We start from the raw sequence: 19918 nt of genomic DNA on the forward strand, positions 1-19918 counted from the left end.
TTTCATGGCGGTAATCTCGCCGGCGAGGCGGCCGACAGCCCGCATCTGCTCGCCGACAGGATCAAGGCCCGCGTCTATGTCGGCGTCGCCGAGGTCGACAACAGCTTCCCGCCGGAGCAGTCGGCCCGGCTGGCCGAGGCGCTGCGGCGGGGCGGCGTCGACCACATCATCGAGAACTATGTCGGCATGGCGCATGGCTGGGCGGTGCCCGACCACAGCGTCTACAATGAGACCGGCGCCGAGCGGCATTGGAAGCGGCTGCTGACCGTGTTCGACGAGGCGCTGGCATAGTTCCGGACAAAGCCGGCGGCGCTATGCCGCCGGCAGCGCCATCGGCTCCTCCGGCGACGCTTCGGCCTCCGCCGCCACGGCGAACAGCCAGTCGCGGAACGCCCGCACCAGCGGCCTGCTGAGGGCGGTCGGCGGCGCCACGAAATAATAGGCGTAGTCGCTCTTCAGATGGTCGCTCTTGAGCGACAGCTCGAAGGGCCGCACCAGCCGGCCGGCGCGCAGGTCGTCCATCACCAGCACCCGCTGCGCCAGCGCCACGCCCTGGCCCTCGATCGCCATCTGGATCAGGAGCGCCGAATCCTGCGTCCGCGGCCCGCGGACCCAGCCGAGCTCCTCCATCCCCGCCGCCCGCAGCCAGTGCTTCCACTGCACCAGCGTCTCGTCGTGCAGCAGGCGGAAGCGGCGCAGGTCCTCCAGCCGGCACAGCCCGGCCTCGACCAGCGCCGGGCTGCACACCGGGAAGGTGTCCTCGGAGAACAGCTTCTCCGCCACCACCCCATCCCAGGCGCCGCTGCCGAAGCGGATGGCGCAGTCGACACGGTCCCGGCTGAAATCGACCAGCCGGGACTCGGCGTCGAGATTGACGTCGATCTCCGGCTGCTGCTCGTTGAAGGACGGCATCCGCGACACCAGCCATTTGCGGATGAAGGACGGGATCGCCGACACGGTGAGGATGCCGGAATGCGGCGGCGGCCGGATCCTGGCCGTCGCCTCGGCGATGGCGTCGAAGGCGTCGCGCAGCACCGGCAGATAGGTCCGGCCGGTGTCGGTCAGTTCCAGCCCGCCCTCGGTGCGGTCGAACAGCTTGGCGCCGAGCCAATCCTCCAGCCGGCGCACCTGCTGGCTGACCGCGGCCTGGGTCACCGACAGCTCCTCGGCCGCGCGGGTGAAGCTCTCGTGGCGGGCCGAGGCCTCGAAGGCGCGGATACCGTTCAACGGCGGCAGGCGACGGCGCATGGTTCCCTCACCGGGTCGAAAGATTCTCTTATCCCGTCCACGAGAATATCCTGTTTGCGGTTTGTTCTCCAGAGCGCGATCTTCAAGGCATTCCCGATGACCGATCGAACGCCTGCCGGAAAGGGACATGCCATGACGACCGCCTGCACCGACCACGTCCAGCATCGCGCCACCCTGCCGACCAGCCGCTTCGGACTGCGTGCCCTGATCGGCGCCGCCGCGGCCACGCTGGGTGTCCGGCGCCTCACCCGGCTGCCGGTCGAGGCGCTGGACGACCACATGTTGCGCGACATCGGCGTCGATGGCCCTACCCCCGCCAGCGACCCGCGCGACCTGCTTCTCCGCCTGTAGCCTCATCCCCCTGCGACTGACCTTGCCGGCCGGCCCCGTCACCCTGCGGAGTCGGCCATTTTCTTGTCCGCGCATCGCAGTGCCGAGGCCGCAATGCCATGCATGCCAGCACAGCCCGCTGCACCCTTGCCAAGGCCCGGCAGGACCGGTAAATCCCGGCCATGCAAGCCGCCGTCATCGTCTTCCCGGGATCGAACGCCGACCGAGACCTCGCCGTGGCACTCTCCCACGCGACCGGACGGCCGACCCACATGGTCTGGCATCGCGACACCGAGCTGCCGCCGACCGACCTGATCGCCATCCCCGGGGGCTTCTCCTACGGCGACTATCTCCGCTCCGGCGCCATGGCGGCGCAGTCGCCGATCATGGGTGCGATCCGCGAGGCGGTGGCCCGCGGCGTGCCGACCGTCGGCATCTGCAACGGCTTCCAGATCCTGACCGAGGCGGGGCTGCTGCCCGGCGCCCTGCTGCGCAACGCCGGGCTGAAATTCGTCTCCCGCCCCGTGGCGATGCGGGTCGAGACCTCGAACAGCCCGTTCACCCGCGGCTACAATGCCGGGCAGACGGTGCGCATCCCGATCCAGCACCATGACGGCTGCTACTTCGCCGACCCGGACACGCTGAAGCGGCTGGAGGACGAAGACCGCGTCGCCTTCCGCTACATCGCCGACCAGGACGGCCGCGGCAACCCGAACGGCAGCCTGAACGACATCGCCGGCATCCTGTCCGAGAACCGGCGGGTGCTCGGCATGATGCCCCACCCCGAGCGCGCCGCGGAGCCGGAACACGGCAACACCGACGGCCGTGCCATGTTCGAAGGCCTGGCGCAGATCCTTTCATGACTCATCCGTCCAACGCCCCCCAGGAACCGGAAGTCACCCAGGCTCTGGCGGCCGAATTCGGCCTGACCGCCGACGAGTTCGCCCTGACCCAGACGATCATGGGCCGGATGCCGACGCTGACCGAGCTCGGCATCTTCTCGGTGATGTGGTCGGAACACTGCTCGTATAAGTCGTCCCGCCGCTGGCTGAAGCAGTTGCCGACAACCGCGCCCTGGGTGATCTGCGGCCCCGGCGAGAACGCCGGCGTGATCGATATCGGCGACGGCCAGGCCGCCATCTTCAAGATGGAGAGCCACAACCACCCGAGCTTCATCGAGCCGTATCAGGGCGCGGCGACCGGCGTCGGCGGCATCCTGCGCGACGTGTTCACCATGGGCGCGCGACCGGTGGCGAACATGAACGCTCTGCGCTTCGGCAGCCCGGACCACGCCAAGACCCGGCACCTGGTGGCGGGCGTCGTCGCCGGCATCGGCGGCTACGGCAATTGCGTCGGCGTGCCGACCGTGGGCGGCGAGACCAACTTCCACGCCTCCTACAACGGCAACATCCTGGTCAACGCCATGACCGTGGGCGTGGCCTCGACCGACAAGATCTTCTATTCGGCCGCCGGCGGCATCGGCAACCCGGTGGTGTATGTCGGCTCCAAGACCGGGCGCGACGGCATCCACGGCGCCACCATGGCCTCGGCCGAGTTCGACGAGGCGTCGGAAGAGAAGCGCCCGACCGTGCAGGTCGGCGACCCCTTCACCGAGAAGCTGCTGATCGAGGCCTGCCTGGAGCTGATGGCGACCGACGCCATCGTCGCCATCCAGGACATGGGCGCGGCCGGCCTGACCTCGTCCTCGGTCGAGATGGCGAGCAAGGGCGGCTGCGGCATCGAGCTGGATCTCGACCATGTGCCGCAGCGCGAGACCGGCATGGTCCCCTACGAGATCATGCTGTCGGAGAGCCAGGAGCGGATGCTGATGGTGCTGAAACCCGGCCGCGAGGCCGAGGCCGAGGCGATCTTCCGCAAATGGGAGCTGGACTTCGCCGTCATCGGCCGGGTCACCGACACCGGCCGCATGGTGCTGAAGATGCACGGCCGCACCTGGGCCGACATGCCGGTGGCGGAGCTGGTCGATGCCTCGCCGAACTACGCCCGGCCGTGGGAGCCGACGCCGAAGCAGCCGGAGATCGCGGCCGCGTCCCTGCCCCTGCCGGACACGGCGGAGGCGGTGCTGACCCGCCTTCTGGCCTGCCCCGACCTCGCGTCCAAGCGCTGGATCTGGGAGCAGTATGACAGCCAGGTCGGCGCCGACACCGTCGCCCTGTCCGGCCAAGCCGATGCGGCGCTGGTGCGGGTGCACGGCACCGGCAAGATCCTGGCCATCACCACCGATTGCACGCCGCGCTATTGCCTGGCCAACCCCGAGGCCGGCGGCGCCCAGGCGGTGGCCGAGGCGTGGCGGAATCTCACGGCCACCGGCGCCTTGCCGCTGGCGATCACCGACAACATGAACTTCGGCAACCCCGAGAAGCCGCGGATCATGGGCCAGTTCGTCGGCTGCATCCAGGGCATGAAGGCCGCCTGCCTGGCGCTTGATTTCCCTGTCGTTTCCGGCAATGTCTCGCTCTACAACGAGACCTCGGGCGAAGGCATCATGCCGACCCCGGCGATCGGCGGCGTCGGCCTGATCGCGGATGGCGGGCGGCACGTCCGCCTCGGCTTCAAGGCCGCCGGCGAAGCCATTGTTCTGATTGGCGAAAGCAAGGGTCATCTCGGTGCCTCGCTCTACGCCCGCGAGATCCATGGCCGCGAAGATGGCGCGCCGCCGCCGGTCGACCTGGCGGCCGAGCGCCGCAACGGCGATTTCGTTCGCGCTCTGATCCAGGACGGCACTGTCACGGCCTGCCACGATCTGTCTGATGGCGGCGTCTACGTCGCCCTGGCGGAGATGGCGATGGCCGGGCGGATCGGCGCCGCCGTGGATCTGCCGGCCGAGGCCGGGCCGCTGTTCGGCGAGGACCAGGGTCGCTACCTGGTGACCGCTGCCGACGGCGAGGCGCTGATGGCGCGGGCCCACGCCGCGGGCGTCCCCGCCCAAATCATCGGCCGCACCGGTGGCGACGTGTTGAAGCGCGGCGACGGCAGTGCCATATCCGTGGCTGAGTTGCGCCGCGTCAACGAGGCGTGGCTGCCCGGATACATGACCGATATCGTCCAGGCTGGAGAGGCGTGAGATGGCGATGGACCCGGCGGAGATCGTCCGCCTGATCAAGGACGGCCTGCCCGGCGCCGAGGTGCGGATCGAGGATCTGCGCGGCGACGGCGACCACTATGCCGCCTATGTCACCAGCCACGCCTTCACCGGCAAGAGCCGCGTGCAGCAGCACCAGATGGTCTATCAGGCCCTCGGCGGCCGGATGGGCAATGAGTTGCACGCGCTGATGCTGCACACCACCGCCGCCGAAGCCTGACCCTCAGCCAGCGAGTACCCCATGGACAATCCCGTCTTCGAGCGCATCCGCAGCGACATCAGCGGCACCGACGTCGTCGTCTACATGAAGGGCACCCCGGTGTTCCCGCAATGCGGCTTCTCCGCTGCGGTGGTGCAGGTGCTGACCCATCTCGGCGTGCCGTTCAAGGGCATCGACATCCTGACCGACCCCAGCCTGCGCCAGGGCATCAAGGAATTCTCGAACTGGCCGACCATCCCGCAGGTCTACGTCAAGGGCGAGTTCGTCGGCGGCTGCGACATCGTCCGCGAGATGTTCCAGACCGGCGAGCTGCAGGAGCTGCTGGAAGGCAAGGGCATCGCCGTCGCCGCCCAGGGCTGAGGTCCTCCGCTTCGATCCGGACAGATGCCCGCCCCCTCCGGGGCGGGCATTGTCATGTCGGCCCGGGCCGGCCGTTACAGCACGAAGTCGGCCGATACCAGGGCGACGGTGCCCGTCAGCTGGATGTGGAAGTCGGACGCACCGTCGCCGTTGACGTCGCCGGCGATGATGACGACTCCCGCCCCTTGGGTGTAGCGCAGCTGGCCGGCGACGCCGGTATACAGGCTGGAGCCGATGAAGCTGAAGGCCTGGTTGCCGGCAACGGCGGTGCTGGCGTCGATCGCCGAAAGATCGATGCGATCGCCCTGGGCGTGGCTGAAATCGGTGATCCGATCGGCATTGGCGCCCACCGGACTCTGGCCGATGCCGGCGTAGACGAAGCGGTCAGCCCCGGCGCCACCGGTCAGCGTGTCCTTGCCGTCGCCCCCGGTGAGCACGTCGTTGCCGTTCCAGCCCTGCAGGGTGTTGGCGCCGGCATTCCCGACCAGGCTGTCGCTGCCCTGGCTGCCGGAGATGTTCTCGATTCCGCTCAAAACGTCGCCCTGGGCGTCGCCGCCGCTGCCGGTGCCGGTGACGAGGCTGACCGCCACCCCGACCATGCCGGTGTAGTAGCTGGCGGTGTCGATGCCAGTACCGCCATCGAGGTGGTCGGCCCCCGCATCGCCCCGGAGGACGTCGGTGTCGGCCCCGCCATAGAGCCAGTCGTTGCCGGCCGCCCCGGCGAGGGTGTCGTTGCCGGCATCGCCGCTGAGGCTTTCGGAATCGGCCGACCCGACCAGGGTGTCGGTGCCGTCGCCGCCATAGCCGTAGTCGTTGCCGCCCCCGCCGGTCTCGATCCGGTCATCGCCGGCCTGGCCGTACATGTAGTCGGTGCCGGCGCCGCCACGGAGGGTGTCGTTGCCGTCATTCCCCGAGAGGTTGTCATTGCCGTCGCCGCCGCCGAGCGTGTCGCTGCCGACTCCGCCATTGAGGTTGTCGTTGCCGCCAGCCCCGTTCAGGACGTCGGTGCCGTCGCCGCCATAGACCGTGTCGTTGCCGCCGGCCCCGGTGATGGTGTCGTTGCCCGTCCCGGCATAGTAGGTCATCAACTCCATGTTGACCGCCCAGCTGCCGTCGCTGCCGGTGGCGCCGTTCAGGGTGAAGGTCACCCCGGTGGCGGTGCCGCTGCGGTCGACATAGAGCGTGTCGATGCCGGCACCACCATCGACCTTGTCGATTCCGGCGCCGGTGGCGATGTAGTCGTCGCCGTCGCCGCCGCTGAGCGTGTCGTTGTCGGCACCGCCATAGATCGTGTCGTTGCCCGCCTGGCCGTAGATGGCATCGTTGCCGGCGTCGCCGTAGAGGGTCTCGGCATCGGCCGACCCGATCAGGGTGTCGGCGCCGTCGCCGCCATAGCCGTAGTCGCCGCCGCCCCCGCCGGTCTCGATCCGGTCGTCACCGACATCGCCATACATGTAGTCCGTGCCGATGCCCCGCGGAGGATATCGTTGCCGCCATATCCGCGCAGCGTGTCGTTCCCCGCCAGCCCGTCGATGGTGTCGGCAAAGGCAGTCCCGTTCAGGGAATCGTTGCCGGCAGTTCCTGGAATGATCGCCATCGTGACTATGCCTTCCGTTCAAACCGCAGGATCTCCCGGCCGGTTCCGGTGCGGCGGACGGCCTGGAGAGGAACACTCAACCTGCTTGGAAACCCTCCGTTCGGCATCAGCCGAACAGAGGGTGCGCGATCTCGACTCGAAGTGTATGGTGGACGGTTTTCGAGTCGGCGCTGGCCATGCCGAGCCCTGGACCCAGGCATGACGAGGTGGGACGGGCGCCGGCAGCCCTCTTCGGTCAAGAATGGCGGCCAACCGCCCCGCGATCCGCCGGGGCGGATATCGTTTCGAGGCCAGGAGGACGCCCGTGGTGTCGACAGCCGAGCAGGATCGGAAGGCTCGGGTCGTGCCCCCTGCCCTCGCTGACGAGTTGCTGATCGACGCCGAGGTCGATGACGTCCCGGCGCCGGCGACGCCGCTGAAGGCCGGGTGGGTGCTGGTCGTCAGCCTGGTGCTGATCGCGCTCAACCTCCGCCCGGCCCTGTCGAGCCTGGGCCCGGTGCTGAAGGAGATCATCGCCGATACCGGCATCTCCGCCGGCACCGCCAGCCTGCTGACCACGGCGCCGGTGGTCTGCCTCGGCCTGTTCGGGGTGCTGGCGCCGCGGATCAGCCGGCGGCTCGGCACCGAGCGCGCGATCCTGGCGCTGCTGCTGGTGCTGGCCCTGGGCACCGCGCTGCGCGGCCTGGGCACCACCCCTGCCCTGCTGCTGGGCGCCGTCCTGGCCGGCGCCGGCATCGGCGTCACCAACGTGCTGCTGCCGGGGATCGTCAAGCGCGACTTCCCGGACAAGGCCGCGCTGATGACCGGCGTCTACACCATGGCGCTGTGCGCCGGCGCCGCGATCGCCGCCGGCAGCACCCTGCCGCTCGCCAGGACCGCCGACGGGTCCTGGGCCACCGCCCTGGCCTTCTGGGCCATCCCGGCGATCATCGCCGCCGTGGTCTGGCTGACCCAGATCCCGCCTCGCCACGGCCCGGCCGCCCATGCCGGCTTCACCGTCCGCGGCCTGTGGACCGACCCGCTGGCCTGGCAGGTCACGCTGTTCATGGGGCTGCAGTCGTCACTGGCCTACAGCGTCTTCGGCTGGCTGGCCCCGATCCTGCGCGACCGCGGCGTCGACGGCGTCGCCGCCGGGATCATGGTCTCGGTCTCGATCATGGTCCAAGTCGCCGCCGCGCTGGTGGCGCCGTCGCTGGCCACCCGCGGCCGCGACCAGAAGCTGGCCGCGGCGCTGTGCATGGCGTTCTCGCTCGCCGGGTTCCTGGGCTGCATCTTCGCGCCGCTGGGCACGGTCTGGCTGTGGATCGTGCTGCTCGGCATCGGCCAGGGCGCCGCCTTCGCCGTGGCGCTGACCCTGGTGGTGCTGCGCACGCCGGATGCCCATGTCGCGGCCCATCTCTCCTCGATGTCGCAGGGCGTGGGCTACACCCTGGCCTCCGGCGGGCCGCTGCTGATCGGGCTGCTGCACGACTGGACCGGCGGCTGGACCGCGGCCGGCCTGCTGGTGCTGGCGATCAGCGCCGTCGCGGCCCTGGCCGGCCTCGGCGCCGGCCGCGACCGGCTGGTTTCGGCCCAAGCCGTTCGACGCTGACCATGGCCGCCGACGTGCATTCCAGCCGCATCAGCTTCGGGGCCGGCGCGGCGCTCAGCGCCTTCGTGATCTGGGGCTTCGCGCCGCTGTACTTCAAGGCGGTCGAGCATATCGGCCCCTGGCAGATCGTGGCGCACCGCATCCTGTGGAGCGTCGTCATGCTGGGCCTGCTGCTGCTGGCCCTGGGACGGCTGCGCGAGATCGGCGACGTGCTGCGCAGCCGCCGCCGCTTCCTGACCTATTGCGCCACCACCACGCTGATGACCGTCAACTGGAGCGTGTTCATCTGGGCGGTGCTGAACGGCTATCTGGTGCAGTCGGCGCTCGGCTACTACCTCAGCCCGCTGCTCAACGTCCTGCTCGGCGTCGCCTTCCTGGGCGAGCGGCTGGGCCGGCTGCAGGTCGCGGCCGTCGTGCTGGCGGCGGCGGGCGTCGTGGTCTCGGTGATCGGTGCCGGCGAGATCCCGTGGATCGCGCTGGTCCTGGCCTCGACCTGGGGCTTCTACGGCCTGATCCGCAAGCGCGAGAAGATCGACCCCTTCGTCGGGCTGATGGTCGAGACCGGCTTCCTGTTGCCGGCCTGCCTGGCCTATCTGCTGTGGCTGTGGAGCCGGGGCGGCGGCGCCTTCGGCCCGGTGGCGGCCGGCGGCGAGGGCTGGGTGATGTCGCTGGCGATCATGGCGTCCGGCCTGATCACCGGCCTGCCGATCGTGCTGTACATGATCGGGGCGCGGCATCTGCCGCTGTCGACCGTCGGGCTGCTGCAATACCTGGCGCCGAGCATCAACCTGGTGCTGGCCACGCTGGTGTTCGAGGAGCCGCTGCGGCCGGCGACCCTGGTGACCTTCGCCTTCATCTGGGCCGGGCTGGCCCTGTTCACCTTCGACGCCACCCGGCGCGCGCGGCTGCCGGTGGCGCCGCGCCACGGCGTCGGCTGAGAGGCTCGCCTCCGAATCAAAAGGGGCGCCCCGAGGGCGCCCCTTCTCGTCGCTGGACAGCCGGCTCAGATCAGCGGCTGTAGAACTCGACCACCAGGTTCGGTTCCATCTGGACCGGGTACGGCACGTCGGCCAGGGCCGGGCTGCGGATCACCTTGCCCTTGAAGCTGCCGTGGTCGACCTCGATGTAGTCCGGCACGTCGCGCTCGGACGACGAGATGGCGCCGAGGATCACCGGCAGCTCACGCGACTTCTGCTTGATCTCGATCACGTCGCCGTCCTTGACCTGGTACGACGCGATGTTGAGGCGCTTGCCGTTGACCAGGACATGGCCGTGGTTGACGATCTGGCGGGCGGCGAACACGGTCGGCACGAACTTCATCCGGTACACGACGGTGTCCAGGCGGCGCTCCAGCAGGCCGATCAGGTTCTCGCCGGTATCGCCCTTGCGGCGCACGGCCTCTTCGAACAGGCGGCGGAACTGCTTCTCGCCGATGTTGCCGTAGTAGCCCTTCAGCTTCTGCTTGGACATCAGCTGCGTGCCGAAATCGGTCGGCTTCTTGCGCCGCTGGCCATGCTGGCCCGGGCCGTATTCGCGGTTGTTCAGCGGGCTCTTCGGACGGCCCCAGAGGTTGACGCCGAGACGGCGGTCGATCTTGTGCTTCGAATTCAGGCGCTTGCTCACGCGCGCGATCCCTTTTCTCTCATGTTGTCCCGGTAGGCCCTGCCAAAGGCAAGGCGGGGCGCCGGCTCATGCGCCGGACCCACGTTCCCAGGAATGGAAGCGGTGAAGAACGCCATTCCGGCCCGGATGTCAAGCCTGAAGCCATGTTCAGCCCGGAAGATAGTGGATATGGGGCCGGCCATGATGCGGCGACCGCTCGACATGGGCGCGGACGCCGAACACCTCGCGGATCCGCGCCTGGGTCAGGATCTCCTCCGGCGCGCCGGCGCAGACCACCCGCCCGTCCCGCAGCAAAGCCACGGCGTCGCAGAACATGGCGGCCAGGTTGAGGTCGTGCAGGGCGACGATGCTGGTCGCCGGCAGCCTGCCGACCAGCGCCAGGATCTCGAGCTGGTGCTGCACGTCGAGATGATTGGTCGGCTCGTCCAGCAAGAGCTCGGTCGGCGTCTGGGCCAGGGCGCGCGCGATCTGCACCCGCTGCCGCTCGCCGCCGGAGAGCGTGTGCCAGGGCTGGGCGCGCCGGCCCTCCAGCCCGACCCGGCTCAGCGCGTCCTGCACCGCCGCGTCGTCGCGGTCGGTCCAGGGCGACAGCGGGCCGCGATGCGGCGTGCGGCCGAGCCGCACCACGTCGAGCACCGTCACCTGGGCATCGGTCGCCGCCTGCTGCTCGACCAGGGCGACGCGGCGGGCGATGGCCGCGCGGGGCAGATCCGCAATGTCAGCCCCGCCCAGCGTGATCACGCCGCTCTCCACCCGCCGCAGGCGGCAGATCAGGCGCAGCAGGGTGGACTTGCCGGCGCCGTTCGGGCCCAGCAGGCCCAGCATCCGGCCGGGCGCCGCCTGCAGCGTGACGCCGTCGACGATCATCCGGCCGCCGGCGGCCCAGCGCACATCGTGTGTGGCGATGGTCATGCCGCCCGCCTCGCCCGATACAGCAGCACGGCGAAGGCCGGGGCGCCGAACAGCGCCGTGACCACGCCGATCGGCAGGATCTGCTGCGGGATGATGACGCGCGAGACGATATCGGCCAGCACCATGAAGATCGCCCCGATCATCGCCGTGGCCGGCAGCAGCCGGGCATGGCCGGGCCCGACCAGGAAGCGCGCCGCGTGGGGAATGACCAGGCCGACGAAGCCGACCGACCCGACGATGCTGACCATGGCCGCCGTCATCGCCGCGGTCGCCGCGAACAGCACCACGCGCACCCGGGTCACGGCGATGCCGAGCGAGGCGGCGGCGTCCGCCCCGAAGGTGAAGGCGTCGAGCGCGCGGGCGTGCAGGAGGCAGAGGACGAAGCCGATCGCCGCGACCGGCGCCGCGACCTGCACGTCCGGCCAGCGCACCCCGCCGAGGCTGCCGAGCAGCCAGAACATCACGCCGCGCGCCTGTTCGGCGTTGGCCGAGGTGGTGACGATGGTCGAGGTCACCGCGTTGAACAGCTGCGACCCGGCGATGCCGGCCAGAATGATGCGGTCGGTGCCGCCGCCGCCCCCCGCCGCCAGCAGCGACACCAGGGCGAAGGCGAGGACGGCGCCGATGAAGGCGCCGCCGGACAGCGAGACCGCGCCGCCGCCGAAGCCGGCGATCATCACCGCCACGGCGCCGGTCGAGGCCCCGGCGGAGATGCCGAGGACATAGGGCTCGGCCAGCGGGTTGCGCAGCAGCGCCTGCAGGATCGCGCCGGACAGGGCCAGCGCCGCGCCGCAGCAGGCCGCGACCAAAGCGCGGCTGAGCCGGTAGTCCCAGACGACGCCTTCCTGGATCGGGCTGAGCGCGAAGCCGGCGCCGAACAGCCGGTTGGCCAGCGCCTGCCCCGTGGTGGCCAGCGGGATCGCCATCTCGCCGATCGAGGCGGCCAGGGCGATGGCCGCGACCAGCGCCGCCAGGGACAGCACGGCCAGCAGCGCGCGGCCGCCCCAGCCATCGCCGAGGAGCGGCCTCACCCCCCGAGCCCGAAGCTCTTGATGCCGTGGGCCAGCGCCTCGATGCCGTCGACGGCGCGGATCGAGGGCTGCATCGCCTGCACGTCCATCACCACGATGCGCTTGTCCCGCACCGCCTCCAGCCGGCTGGTCACCGGGTCGGTGGCGAGGAAGTTCTGCTTCACCGCGGTGTCGTCGGCCGGGTAGCGGCGGCGGCTCATCTCGGCCATGACGATGATCGCGGGATCGGCGGCGGCGATGCGCTCCCAGCTCACCAGTGGCCACTCCTCCTCCGTGGTGATGACGTTGCGGGCGCCGAGCTGCTGCAGGATGTAGGCCGGCACGCCGTTCTTCCCGGCGACGAAGGCTTCGCCGTCGACCTCCTTGCTGGAGAACCAGAACACCACCGGCACGTTGCCGGCCTGGAGTTCCGCCACAGAGGCGATGGCGGCGGCCTCGCGCTGCTGCAGGCCGGCGACCAGCGCCTCGCCGCGGTCGGCGACGTCGAAGATCCGCGCCAGGTCCCGGATCTCCTGATAGACGAGATCCATGCTGAACAGCTGCTTGCGCACGCCGTCGCCGCCGCCGGAATTGTCCTTGGCGACGCAGTCGGCCGGCGAGATGTAGGTCGGGATGCCGAGGGCGGCGAACTGCTCGCGGGTGCCGACCGACCCCTGCGGCCCGACATGCCACTCGAACTGGGCCGTCACCAGCTCCGGCTCCTGCCCGACCACCGATTCGAAGCTGGGGTCGTTGTCGGCCAGGCGCGGGATCCTGGCGTTCGCCGCCTCGTACGCCTTCAGCACCGGGCCGAACCAGACGGCGGTGCCGGTGATGCGGTCGGCCAGGCCGAGCGACAGCAGGATCTCGGTGCTGCTCTGCCCGATCGACACGGCGCGCTGCGGCGCTTTGGCGAAGGTGACGTCGACGCCGCAGTTGCGGATCGTCAGCGGATACTGCGTCGGCTCGGCCGAAGCCGCCGGCGACAGGGCGAGAAGCGCCGCCAGCCCGGCCAGGGCCAGGACACGCGAAGGGAAGGATCGGATTGCCGCCACGGAAGCCTCCTGCCCGGGCCACCCCGCCCGGAAAACGGATTGCGCTGCGACGGCAGGTCTCCTGGCTCGCGGATCATGGCTTCGCGCCTGCCTTCCCACCCGCGCCGCGGGCAGTGGCATGGCCCTGGAGGGGCCGCGAGGACGCTCGGCGATCCGCTGACAGTTGCGGGGGCAGCCACGGATTCCGCCCCTGGAGGAGCGCCACCGTGTTCCCTTTTGATCCCGGATGGGAACCGTCGCCGCGATGTGTATCAGCGACGCCGAGAGCCGGTCAATCGGGGGCGGAGATCCCGGACAAGCTCAGCTGCTGTCCGGCTGCGGGGCCTTGGGCGGCGGGCCTCCGTCTTCGAGCGTGTCCGGCTGTTCAGGCCAATCGTCCCCGGCCTCGGCCTCGGTCGCGACGATGCCTTCCGGTTCCGCGCCGGACGAGCCGGCATTGTCATCGGCCTCGAGGACGTCGTCCCAGCCCTGCGGCAGCCGGCTCGGGTCCAGCCGCCGGCCCAGCCAGCGGCAGATCTCCCGCACGAATTCGTCGGGCGTCAGCGTATCGATGCGGACGTCCAGCACCTCGTCCTCGGCCAGCCTCTCCCACACCTCGGCCCGCAGGCGTTCGGTCGCTTCGGGATCGGCGGTCTGGCCGGCCCCGGCGAGGTCCGCCGTTTCGGCGGCGGTGACCGCCTCGACCACCGCCCGCACCGCCTGCTCCCGCCGCCGGCGGCGGCGCTCTTGCGCCCCCGACTCCTTGGCCTTGCCTCTGCGATGCAGATGTTCGCCGCGGACCCGCTCGGCCATGGCGATCGACAGGCGTATCGAACGGGACAGGCGCGACTGCATCAGCGCGAAATCCGGCGCCTCCTCCCGCCCTGCGGGCGTCACCGTTTGCTGCTGCAGGGCCATCCGCTTGGCTCGGATGTCCATGTCGACCACCTCGCGCAGCTTCTCCAGCACCCATCCCGTCCAGTTCAGGTCGGCATCGGAGGGCTGGGTCTCGCCCGCATCCTGATCGGTTTGCGTCTTGTCCATAGAACATATCATGAACATAGTCGCAAGCTAAAGCAATATGGACTCTGCGTTCGCTCGTATCCGGGGGGGTGCTGCCTGGCCGGCGTCACTCGTCCTCGGTGAAGAAATCCTCGTCCAACCGCTTGAACTCGACCGCCCGGCTGATGCGGACTCCGACATTGTGCTCGATCATCAGGTCGGCGAGACGCTGGCCGTCGATCAGGATCACGCGCTGCGCCAGATGCTGGACGAAGTCCTTCGCCTGCTGGCTGAAGCCGGAGGTCGTGACGAAGACGCCCTTGGTCGCGCCACGACCGACGAGGCTGCCGACGAAGGCCTGGACGTCGGGCCGGCTGTCCCAGCATGTTGACATTTTCATTCGCCTGTTAGATTATTAATTACAATTTCTTGCTAGTTTTAGAAAAAATCGATCTCGCGCCGGCCCGTGCCGGCGCCGGAGCAAGCAGACGCAAGTCTCGGGAGTCAGTCCTCCGACAAGTCCGTCGCACGTTCGATGACTGCCTAGGAGGCTGAAATGACGCAAGATACGCGCGGATCGAAGGATCCTGACGGCACCGCGCATTGTCGGGTCGATATTCATATCGAGAGCAAGGGTGACGTCCATATCCACGCGTGCTGCGCGGAGGACAAGACGCCGACGGAGCCCGAATGCCCGCGTGACTGCCCGCCACCGCGGACCGAGGGTGCCTGCATCCCGCTCGGGCTCGGCTGCAAGCCGAAGCAGAGCCGCGCCACCAAGCTCGAGCGGCTGCGCTCCCGCAGCTCCGTCCCCAGCGCGTTGGCCGCGTCGTTCTTCCAGACGGCACGGCGGCACCTGGCGGGGGCGAGCGCGGCCAACGATTTCGAAGCCGCGGTGTTTCCGGTCTTCGCTGCCATGTCGCCGTCGGTCCGGGGCGTTCTGGCCTGCGCCGTCGACAGCTATGAGACGACGCCTGCGGATCTGCGCGACGCCGGGCTCGATCCCTCGATCCTCGCCGATCCCGCCAAGCCGGTGGATACGGCCACGCTGACCGCGGCGGTGGTCCGGGAGATCACGCTGCGGGCCGCCGAAGCCGCGTTCGGGGACGTCACCGCGCTGGAGGAGCGACCGGGCCGAAATCGGTTCTTCGATCCAGGAGGCGAATTTTTCGAGGCGCAGCTTCAGATCTGCCGGGTCAATGACCTGCGCACCTCATCGCACCGGCCGCCGATTCCGCTGGGCGACCGGCTGCCGGGGGAAATCCAGCAGAGTTGCACGCTCATCCTCGGCTCCGACGGAGTCATCCGGCAGAATTGCAGCGTCCAGACCGGCAACTGCCCCGGCAACCAATTGCCCGACGAGGTCTGCGCCCGGGTGCCCGACATCGCCAATGGCGACAGCGTGATGCTGAGCGGCGTCAACTTCATGAATATCGACATGAAGGTGCGGCTGAAGGCACGGGTCGGGGCCGGCGCTGCGGAGGTGGATGCGCATGTCTTCGGCGACCTGACCACGCCGCTGAACGAGGTCGTCGGCGGGCAGACCGTGCTCATCCGCGACTGCCGCGTGAAGGACCAGGCGAGCTTCGTCGTGCCGGACGACCTGCCGCCGGGGATCTATGAGCTGCAGCTGGCGATGCCGAACACCACCGGGTTCCCGATCTTCGGGCCGACGGTGCTGTCCAACAGCGAGTTCATCAACATCGTGCCGCCGGCAACGGCGCGGTTCCAGATCGTCGCCGAGCGGATGCGCGCCCGGGAGGAGACGTCGCCGCAATCCTTCGGTTCGGACGAGGTGGCGCTCACCTTCCTGGCAGCGGAGCTGCTGGCGGACGGGTCGACCGGCTCGCTGCAGAAGCTGACCAAGCGCTTCGGCGATGTCGATTCGGGCGAGAACCGGACGATCGACCAACCCGTCTTCATCCAGGCCCTGCCCGCACTCGGGATGGCGATGAGCGTGGTCGGCTTCGAGGTCGACAGCGAGCGGGCGTTCCGCGAGCAGCTGAACGACTTCCAGGACGCCTTCGTCGACTATCTGAGCCGGGCCTGGGACAAGCTGAAAGAGGCGCTGACGGCCGGGGCGGGCGCAGCGATCAAGGCCCTCGGCTTCATCAAGGGCGCGATCGCGATCGCCATCGCCGCGGTGATCGGCATTGCCATCATCGCGGTCATTGCGCGCTGGGCACCGGCGGACCTGATCATGGACGACGCCATTGGCTTCTCGGTGATCGAGCTGGCGGAACTGACCAATGTCGATGTGCCCACGGGCGGGATCACCACGCACCAATCGCCGCAGGATCTCGAAGTGGTGGTGACGCCGCTGGACAAGACCGCGCTGACCTATCGCGAGTTCCGGGAGTATGTCGCCGACGACGAGGACAGCCGGTACGAGGTCTATCTGCGCTACAACCGGATCGCATAGGCACTCGCGAAAACCGGCGAGGAACAGTCGAACATTGCGTTCACTCATGGCGCGGCGGCCAAGAGTCAGGCCGCCTGCCCCTGCCAGAAGCGCCGAGCGGCCCATCGCCGCTCGGCTCGATAGAGTTCGCGGCGGCGGGTGGCATAGATCCGGGCGGCCTGCGCCATCTCATCGATATAGCGGCCCGGCTCCGCACGACCTGCCATCGCCCCGGCGACCACTTCGGCGGCGGCCATCCCGGAGCGAAGTGCGTTGAACAGGCCCTGGCCGGCAATCGGGTCGAAGGAGAGCGCCGCGTCGCCGCACGAGATCCAACCCGCGCCGCATGGCGTGTCGAGCATGCCGCCCCTGGCATCGAGCGCCACCACGTCGGCGTCGAAACGCACGGAGCCAAGCAACGCCTCGAGCCCGGGAGCGTCCGCGAGGATCTGCTCGCCGGAGCTCGACCTCAGGCGGGCCGCCTCCCGAGGCTCCGTGTGAAAACCGAACGCCCAGCGGCCCGTGCCGAGCCGTCCCGCATAGATCCAGCCGTCCGGCCGTGCTTCGATGACGGTCCGATCGAGATCGGCGTTCCGCTTGGGCAACCCGGTCTTATAGAGAGCGACCAATGGGGCGGCACGCCGCCGGGCGCAGCCGAGCAGCCGGGCGATGCGGGCGCGCCGCCCGGTCGCGTCGATGATCCACGCCGCTCGGGCCATACCCCCGTCGTCGAGTTCGACGATCCATTCCTCGCCGGCTCGGGCGACCGCGACGACGTCGGCCAGCCGATGCACGGCGCCGGCGGCAATGCCCGCGGCCCTGAGATCCGCGTCGAACCTCCGCCGGTCGAGGCGCAGCCCGCGCCCCGCTGGGTCTCTCAGCGCGTCGGTCGGCACCAGGACGTCCGAGCCCCACGCGACGAGCGATCCGCCGACCGGCCAATGAGGCGCTCGAGATCCTTGGAGCGCCGCCACGATGCCATCAAGGCCGAGACGGCCCAGCAGCCGGAGGGCCGCCCCGGGCAGGGTCTCGCCGATCTTGGGCGTCGCCTTCACCAGGCGATCCACCATCAGCACGGAGAGACCGCTGCGCGCCAGGACGCGCGCGGCGGTCGCACCGGCCGGGCCGGCGCCGGCGACGAGAACGTCCCAGCGCCCGGCCCCCCGCGGCGTCATCGCCGGCGAACGCGGACCGCCCGGAACGCATCGAGCTGTTCGCGGCTCGCCCAACCGGCCTTCTCGACGTTCGTGAGCGGCCGCCCGGCTGTTGCCAGCAGTGCGGTCGCCTGCTGCGCCGCCTCCCGGATGCGCCCGGCGGCGAGCGTCTCGACATAGAGATATTCCGGAATGTCGGGATCGTTCTTCACGCCCGGCCTGACCTCGACGATGCCGAGCTCACCGAAATGCTTGATCATCTGCATCATCGTGGTCACCGGATCGGGCACCTGGATCGCCCGAAGCCAGGCCCGCCGCTGACTATAGGCGGCGATCCGCTCCTCCCGCTCCAGCGACGGATCGACGACCTTGCGGTAGTCTTCCTCCGTCAGCACCTGGTTGGGCACGCGCGCCGCCCAGAATGTCGGCACATAGGGGTCGAAGTCCGGGTCGTATCCCGACCGGCAGAACGCCGTGTCGCCCTGCCAGGGAAGCGCCATCCAGCGCGTGATGTCGCCGGGGCTCTGGGCGTAGAGGGGCCCGTCGACGCGTTGGGCCTTGATCGGCGTCAGGGTCGTGCCGTCGTGCGGCTCCGGCGCACCGGCCGCACGATGGCGGATGCGGAAGGGTTTCGCGTAGAGCGTGGCGTGGCGCATCGGCCAGGTCATCTCGCAGCCCGGATGGAAGGTGTCGGCGAGGCAGTAGTGCAGCGCCGCCTGGTCCAGCATCTGCGGCTGCTCCGCCAACGGCACCTCCTCGAGCGAGGCAAACGGCGGTACGGCCGCGGGCCAGTCGGCGACGAACCGGCCTTCCACCCAGGACCGGAGCAGGGCGTCCTGCAGCCCGGTCATGGGCAGCATGTTGCCCGGGCCGTTGTCGGGAAAGCTGCCGAAGGCATCCCCGTAGATCCATGGCCAGACATGCGGCCAGTCCACCGGCTCGGAGACGCTCGGCTGCGGGGGACGGAAACAATGGTAGATCGCGCGGCGGAGCTCCGCATAGGGATCCGCCTCGTGCGGCAATCTCGGCTTGCGCACCAGCTTGGCGACGAACTCCGGATTGTCGAAATCCATCGGCCCGCCCTTGCCGAAATAGGCGGCGAAGCCCTTGTTGACCCATCCCAGCCGCGACAGCCGGTTCAGGATCGGCAGGATGTCGCGGCTGAACGACGGCGTCTCCGGTGCATTCAGCTGGCCGGCCTGGACGAAAACATCGGCCAGGAGGTCGTACATGGTCCGCCAGCTCACCACGTCCGGCGCGTAGTTCGGCGGCGCCACGACCACCCAGGCGGGCTCGACCGGAAGCTCCACGCCGTCGACCGACACCTTGGCCGTGACCGGGCCGTCGGACGTGTCGTCGTACCAGTCGTCGGCGTTGTTGAAGCTGGTCGGTACGGCCGGGTCATAGACCGGCGCCCCCGTCGGAGAGCCGGAATTGCCGGTGCCGCCGAGCACGAGGAGACGCCCGTGCTCGTCGGTCCGGATCTCCCCGAGCGGGACCGTGACGGGCTGCGGGCCGGCGGCCTGGAAGGTTCCGGTATCGAACGCATGGTCGGGCCCGCCTGAGACCGAGCGCCCGGAAATGCTGCGGGGACCGGGATCGATCGCGAGCTTCGTGCGGTCCTGGACCTTGGGGTTCCGCAGCGGGAAGGCGTTGTCGGGCGCGTTCACGGCCTCGGGGATGTCGAGCGCATACTGGAATTGAAACCACTGCGCCTTACGGTTCACGAGGTGAACCGTCCAGGTGATATCGGCGCTGTCCGACGTCAGCTCGCGCACCACCTGCCCCGCGGCATTGTAGCCGTAGAGCCGAAAACGGGCGGCCTGGCGTTTGATCGCCCCGGTCGCGTCGCGATAGAAAGATGGCGGCGGCGCTTTCGATGGCGGCGGATCGACCACCTCCGGCCCGATAAAGAAATCCGACTTGCTGTCGCCGATCCGGGAAATGCCGATCCCGGGATGGATGGCCGCACGCACAATCGCGTCGTCGCGATCAGAGGGGCTCATATTCCTCTCCTCTCAGAATTCGAGTATGGCGCAATACTACAATTGAGCTTGATCGCCGGATTAATCCGGCATTTTATTCAATTGCCATTTCAATGCGGCAAGACATGGCGATGCTATCACGGCGCTCTTGCCTTGCAACTTACATCTGAGACCTATGGCGTCGCCCCCTTCGCCCCGACCAAAGGCGTGCCGTGATCCTCGAGCCTTCGCATCGGCACGCCACCTCGAAGCCGTCCTCCTGCCCGGCAATGACGGCAGTTCCATGCCTGCGTCCGGTCAGCCAAGACGCATCTTAAGATATATCTTGAAACCGATCCAAATTCGCCA

At 69.3% G+C, this 19918-nt stretch carries 21 protein-coding genes and 1 riboswitch; of the genes, 10 read left to right on the forward strand and 11 right to left on the reverse strand.

Features of this window, described 5'->3' with window-relative positions:
- Positions 1–291: dienelactone hydrolase family protein (locus tag FFK22_RS17125; protein ID WP_186002514.1), on the forward strand; the 291-nt coding region annotated here is incomplete at its 5' end.
- 21 nt (positions 292–312) lie between these two features.
- Here the strand turns inward: FFK22_RS17125 and FFK22_RS17130 are convergent.
- Positions 313–1248, reverse strand: coding sequence for a transcriptional regulator GcvA (locus FFK22_RS17130; protein ID WP_138892050.1), 936 nt, complete (start codon positions 1246–1248; stop codon positions 313–315).
- A 132-nt stretch (positions 1249–1380) separates the two neighbouring features.
- Here FFK22_RS17130 and FFK22_RS17135 point away from each other — a divergent pair, with 132 nt between their 5' ends.
- From FFK22_RS17135 to grxD, 5 genes are all read left to right on the forward strand, one after another.
- On the forward strand, positions 1381–1599 hold the full coding sequence (locus FFK22_RS17135; protein ID WP_138892049.1) for a hypothetical protein: 219 nt from the start codon (positions 1381–1383) through the stop codon (positions 1597–1599).
- A gap of 161 nt (positions 1600–1760) precedes the next feature.
- The gene (gene purQ / locus FFK22_RS17140; protein WP_138892048.1) at positions 1761–2441 is read left to right on the forward strand and encodes a phosphoribosylformylglycinamidine synthase subunit PurQ; all 681 of its coding nucleotides are present in this window, start codon (positions 1761–1763) and stop codon (positions 2439–2441) included.
- Positions 2438–4663, forward strand: coding sequence for a phosphoribosylformylglycinamidine synthase subunit PurL (gene purL / locus FFK22_RS17145; RefSeq protein ID WP_138892047.1), 2226 nt, complete (start codon positions 2438–2440; stop codon positions 4661–4663). Before purQ ends, purL begins: the two co-directional genes overlap by 4 nt.
- Position 4664: 1 nt before the next feature.
- Positions 4665–4901, forward strand: coding sequence for a BolA family protein (locus FFK22_RS17150; protein ID WP_138892046.1), 237 nt, complete (start codon positions 4665–4667; stop codon positions 4899–4901).
- 21 nt (positions 4902–4922) lie between these two features.
- Complete coding sequence (gene grxD / locus FFK22_RS17155; RefSeq protein ID WP_138892045.1) at positions 4923–5261, forward strand: Grx4 family monothiol glutaredoxin; 339 nt, start codon at positions 4923–4925, stop codon at positions 5259–5261.
- Between the two features lie 74 nt (positions 5262–5335).
- Here the strand turns inward: grxD and FFK22_RS17160 are convergent, their stop codons facing one another.
- Together FFK22_RS17160 and FFK22_RS44785 are read right to left on the reverse strand one after the other, a co-directional pair.
- The gene (locus FFK22_RS17160) at positions 5336–6715 is read right to left on the reverse strand and encodes a calcium-binding protein (RefSeq protein WP_186002515.1); all 1380 of its coding nucleotides are present in this window, start codon (positions 6713–6715) and stop codon (positions 5336–5338) included.
- Positions 6628–6858 carry a hypothetical protein gene (locus FFK22_RS44785; protein ID WP_186002516.1) on the reverse strand — a complete coding sequence of 77 codons (231 nt, stop codon included), beginning with the start codon at positions 6856–6858 and terminating at the stop codon, positions 6628–6630. Before FFK22_RS44785 ends, FFK22_RS17160 begins: the two co-directional genes overlap by 88 nt.
- Positions 6859–7162: 304 nt before the next feature.
- On the opposite strand from FFK22_RS44785, the gene FFK22_RS17165 reads away from it, so the two are divergent.
- Both FFK22_RS17165 and rarD read left to right on the forward strand, forming a co-directional pair.
- Positions 7163–8449 carry an MFS transporter gene (locus FFK22_RS17165; RefSeq protein ID WP_221938655.1) on the forward strand — a complete coding sequence of 429 codons (1287 nt, stop codon included), beginning with the start codon at positions 7163–7165 and terminating at the stop codon, positions 8447–8449.
- 2 nt (positions 8450–8451) lie between these two features.
- Positions 8452–9387 carry an EamA family transporter RarD gene (gene rarD, locus FFK22_RS17170; RefSeq protein WP_138892042.1) on the forward strand — a complete coding sequence of 312 codons (936 nt, stop codon included), beginning with the start codon at positions 8452–8454 and terminating at the stop codon, positions 9385–9387.
- A gap of 70 nt (positions 9388–9457) precedes the next feature.
- Here rarD and rpsD read toward each other — a convergent pair whose 3' ends face one another.
- The 6 genes from rpsD to FFK22_RS17200 form a co-directional block, all read right to left on the reverse strand.
- Positions 9458–10072, reverse strand: a complete 615-nt coding sequence (gene rpsD / locus FFK22_RS17175) for a 30S ribosomal protein S4 (RefSeq protein WP_138892041.1) — start codon at positions 10070–10072, stop codon at positions 9458–9460.
- Between the two features lie 147 nt (positions 10073–10219).
- Positions 10220–10984 carry an ABC transporter ATP-binding protein gene (locus FFK22_RS17180; RefSeq protein ID WP_138892040.1) on the reverse strand — a complete coding sequence of 255 codons (765 nt, stop codon included), beginning with the start codon at positions 10982–10984 and terminating at the stop codon, positions 10220–10222.
- On the reverse strand, positions 10981–12015 hold the full coding sequence (locus FFK22_RS17185) for an iron ABC transporter permease (protein WP_306770122.1): 1035 nt from the start codon (positions 12013–12015) through the stop codon (positions 10981–10983). The genes FFK22_RS17180 and FFK22_RS17185 overlap by 4 nt, the downstream gene beginning before the upstream one ends.
- Positions 12012–13049 carry an ABC transporter substrate-binding protein gene (locus FFK22_RS43885; protein WP_221938656.1) on the reverse strand — a complete coding sequence of 346 codons (1038 nt, stop codon included), beginning with the start codon at positions 13047–13049 and terminating at the stop codon, positions 12012–12014. Before FFK22_RS43885 ends, FFK22_RS17185 begins: the two co-directional genes overlap by 4 nt.
- Before the next feature lie 33 nt (positions 13050–13082).
- A riboswitch (cobalamin riboswitch) is annotated at positions 13083–13302 on the reverse strand.
- A gap of 47 nt (positions 13303–13349) precedes the next feature.
- Positions 13350–14072 carry a hypothetical protein gene (locus FFK22_RS17195; protein WP_138892039.1) on the reverse strand — a complete coding sequence of 241 codons (723 nt, stop codon included), beginning with the start codon at positions 14070–14072 and terminating at the stop codon, positions 13350–13352.
- Positions 14073–14157: 85 nt separating this feature from the next.
- Positions 14158–14424, reverse strand: coding sequence for a restriction endonuclease (locus FFK22_RS17200; RefSeq protein WP_138892038.1), 267 nt, complete (start codon positions 14422–14424; stop codon positions 14158–14160).
- 162 nt (positions 14425–14586) lie between these two features.
- Between FFK22_RS17200 and FFK22_RS17205 the strand changes: the two genes are divergently transcribed.
- Positions 14587–16452 (forward strand): hypothetical protein, encoded by a 1866-nt coding sequence (locus FFK22_RS17205; protein ID WP_138892037.1) that lies wholly within the window; start codon positions 14587–14589, stop codon positions 16450–16452.
- Between the two features lie 65 nt (positions 16453–16517).
- Here FFK22_RS17205 and FFK22_RS17210 read toward each other — a convergent pair whose 3' ends face one another.
- Both FFK22_RS17210 and FFK22_RS17215 read right to left on the reverse strand, forming a co-directional pair.
- A complete protein-coding gene (locus tag FFK22_RS17210; RefSeq protein WP_138892036.1) occupies positions 16518–17606 on the reverse strand; it encodes an NAD(P)/FAD-dependent oxidoreductase in 1089 nt (362 codons plus the stop codon).
- On the reverse strand, positions 17603–19591 hold the full coding sequence (locus FFK22_RS17215; protein ID WP_138892035.1) for a LodA/GoxA family CTQ-dependent oxidase: 1989 nt from the start codon (positions 19589–19591) through the stop codon (positions 17603–17605). The genes FFK22_RS17210 and FFK22_RS17215 overlap by 4 nt, the downstream gene beginning before the upstream one ends.
- Between FFK22_RS17215 and FFK22_RS43040 the strand changes: the two genes are divergently transcribed.
- A complete protein-coding gene (locus FFK22_RS43040) occupies positions 19544–19786 on the forward strand; it encodes a hypothetical protein (protein WP_186002522.1) in 243 nt (80 codons plus the stop codon). The genes FFK22_RS17215 and FFK22_RS43040 overlap by 48 nt on opposite strands.
- The last annotated feature ends 132 nt before the right edge of the window (positions 19787–19918 follow it).

It is taken from the genome of Mycobacterium sp. KBS0706, assembly GCF_005938675.2.
GTDB lineage: Bacteria > Pseudomonadota > Alphaproteobacteria > DSM-16000 > Inquilinaceae > Inquilinus.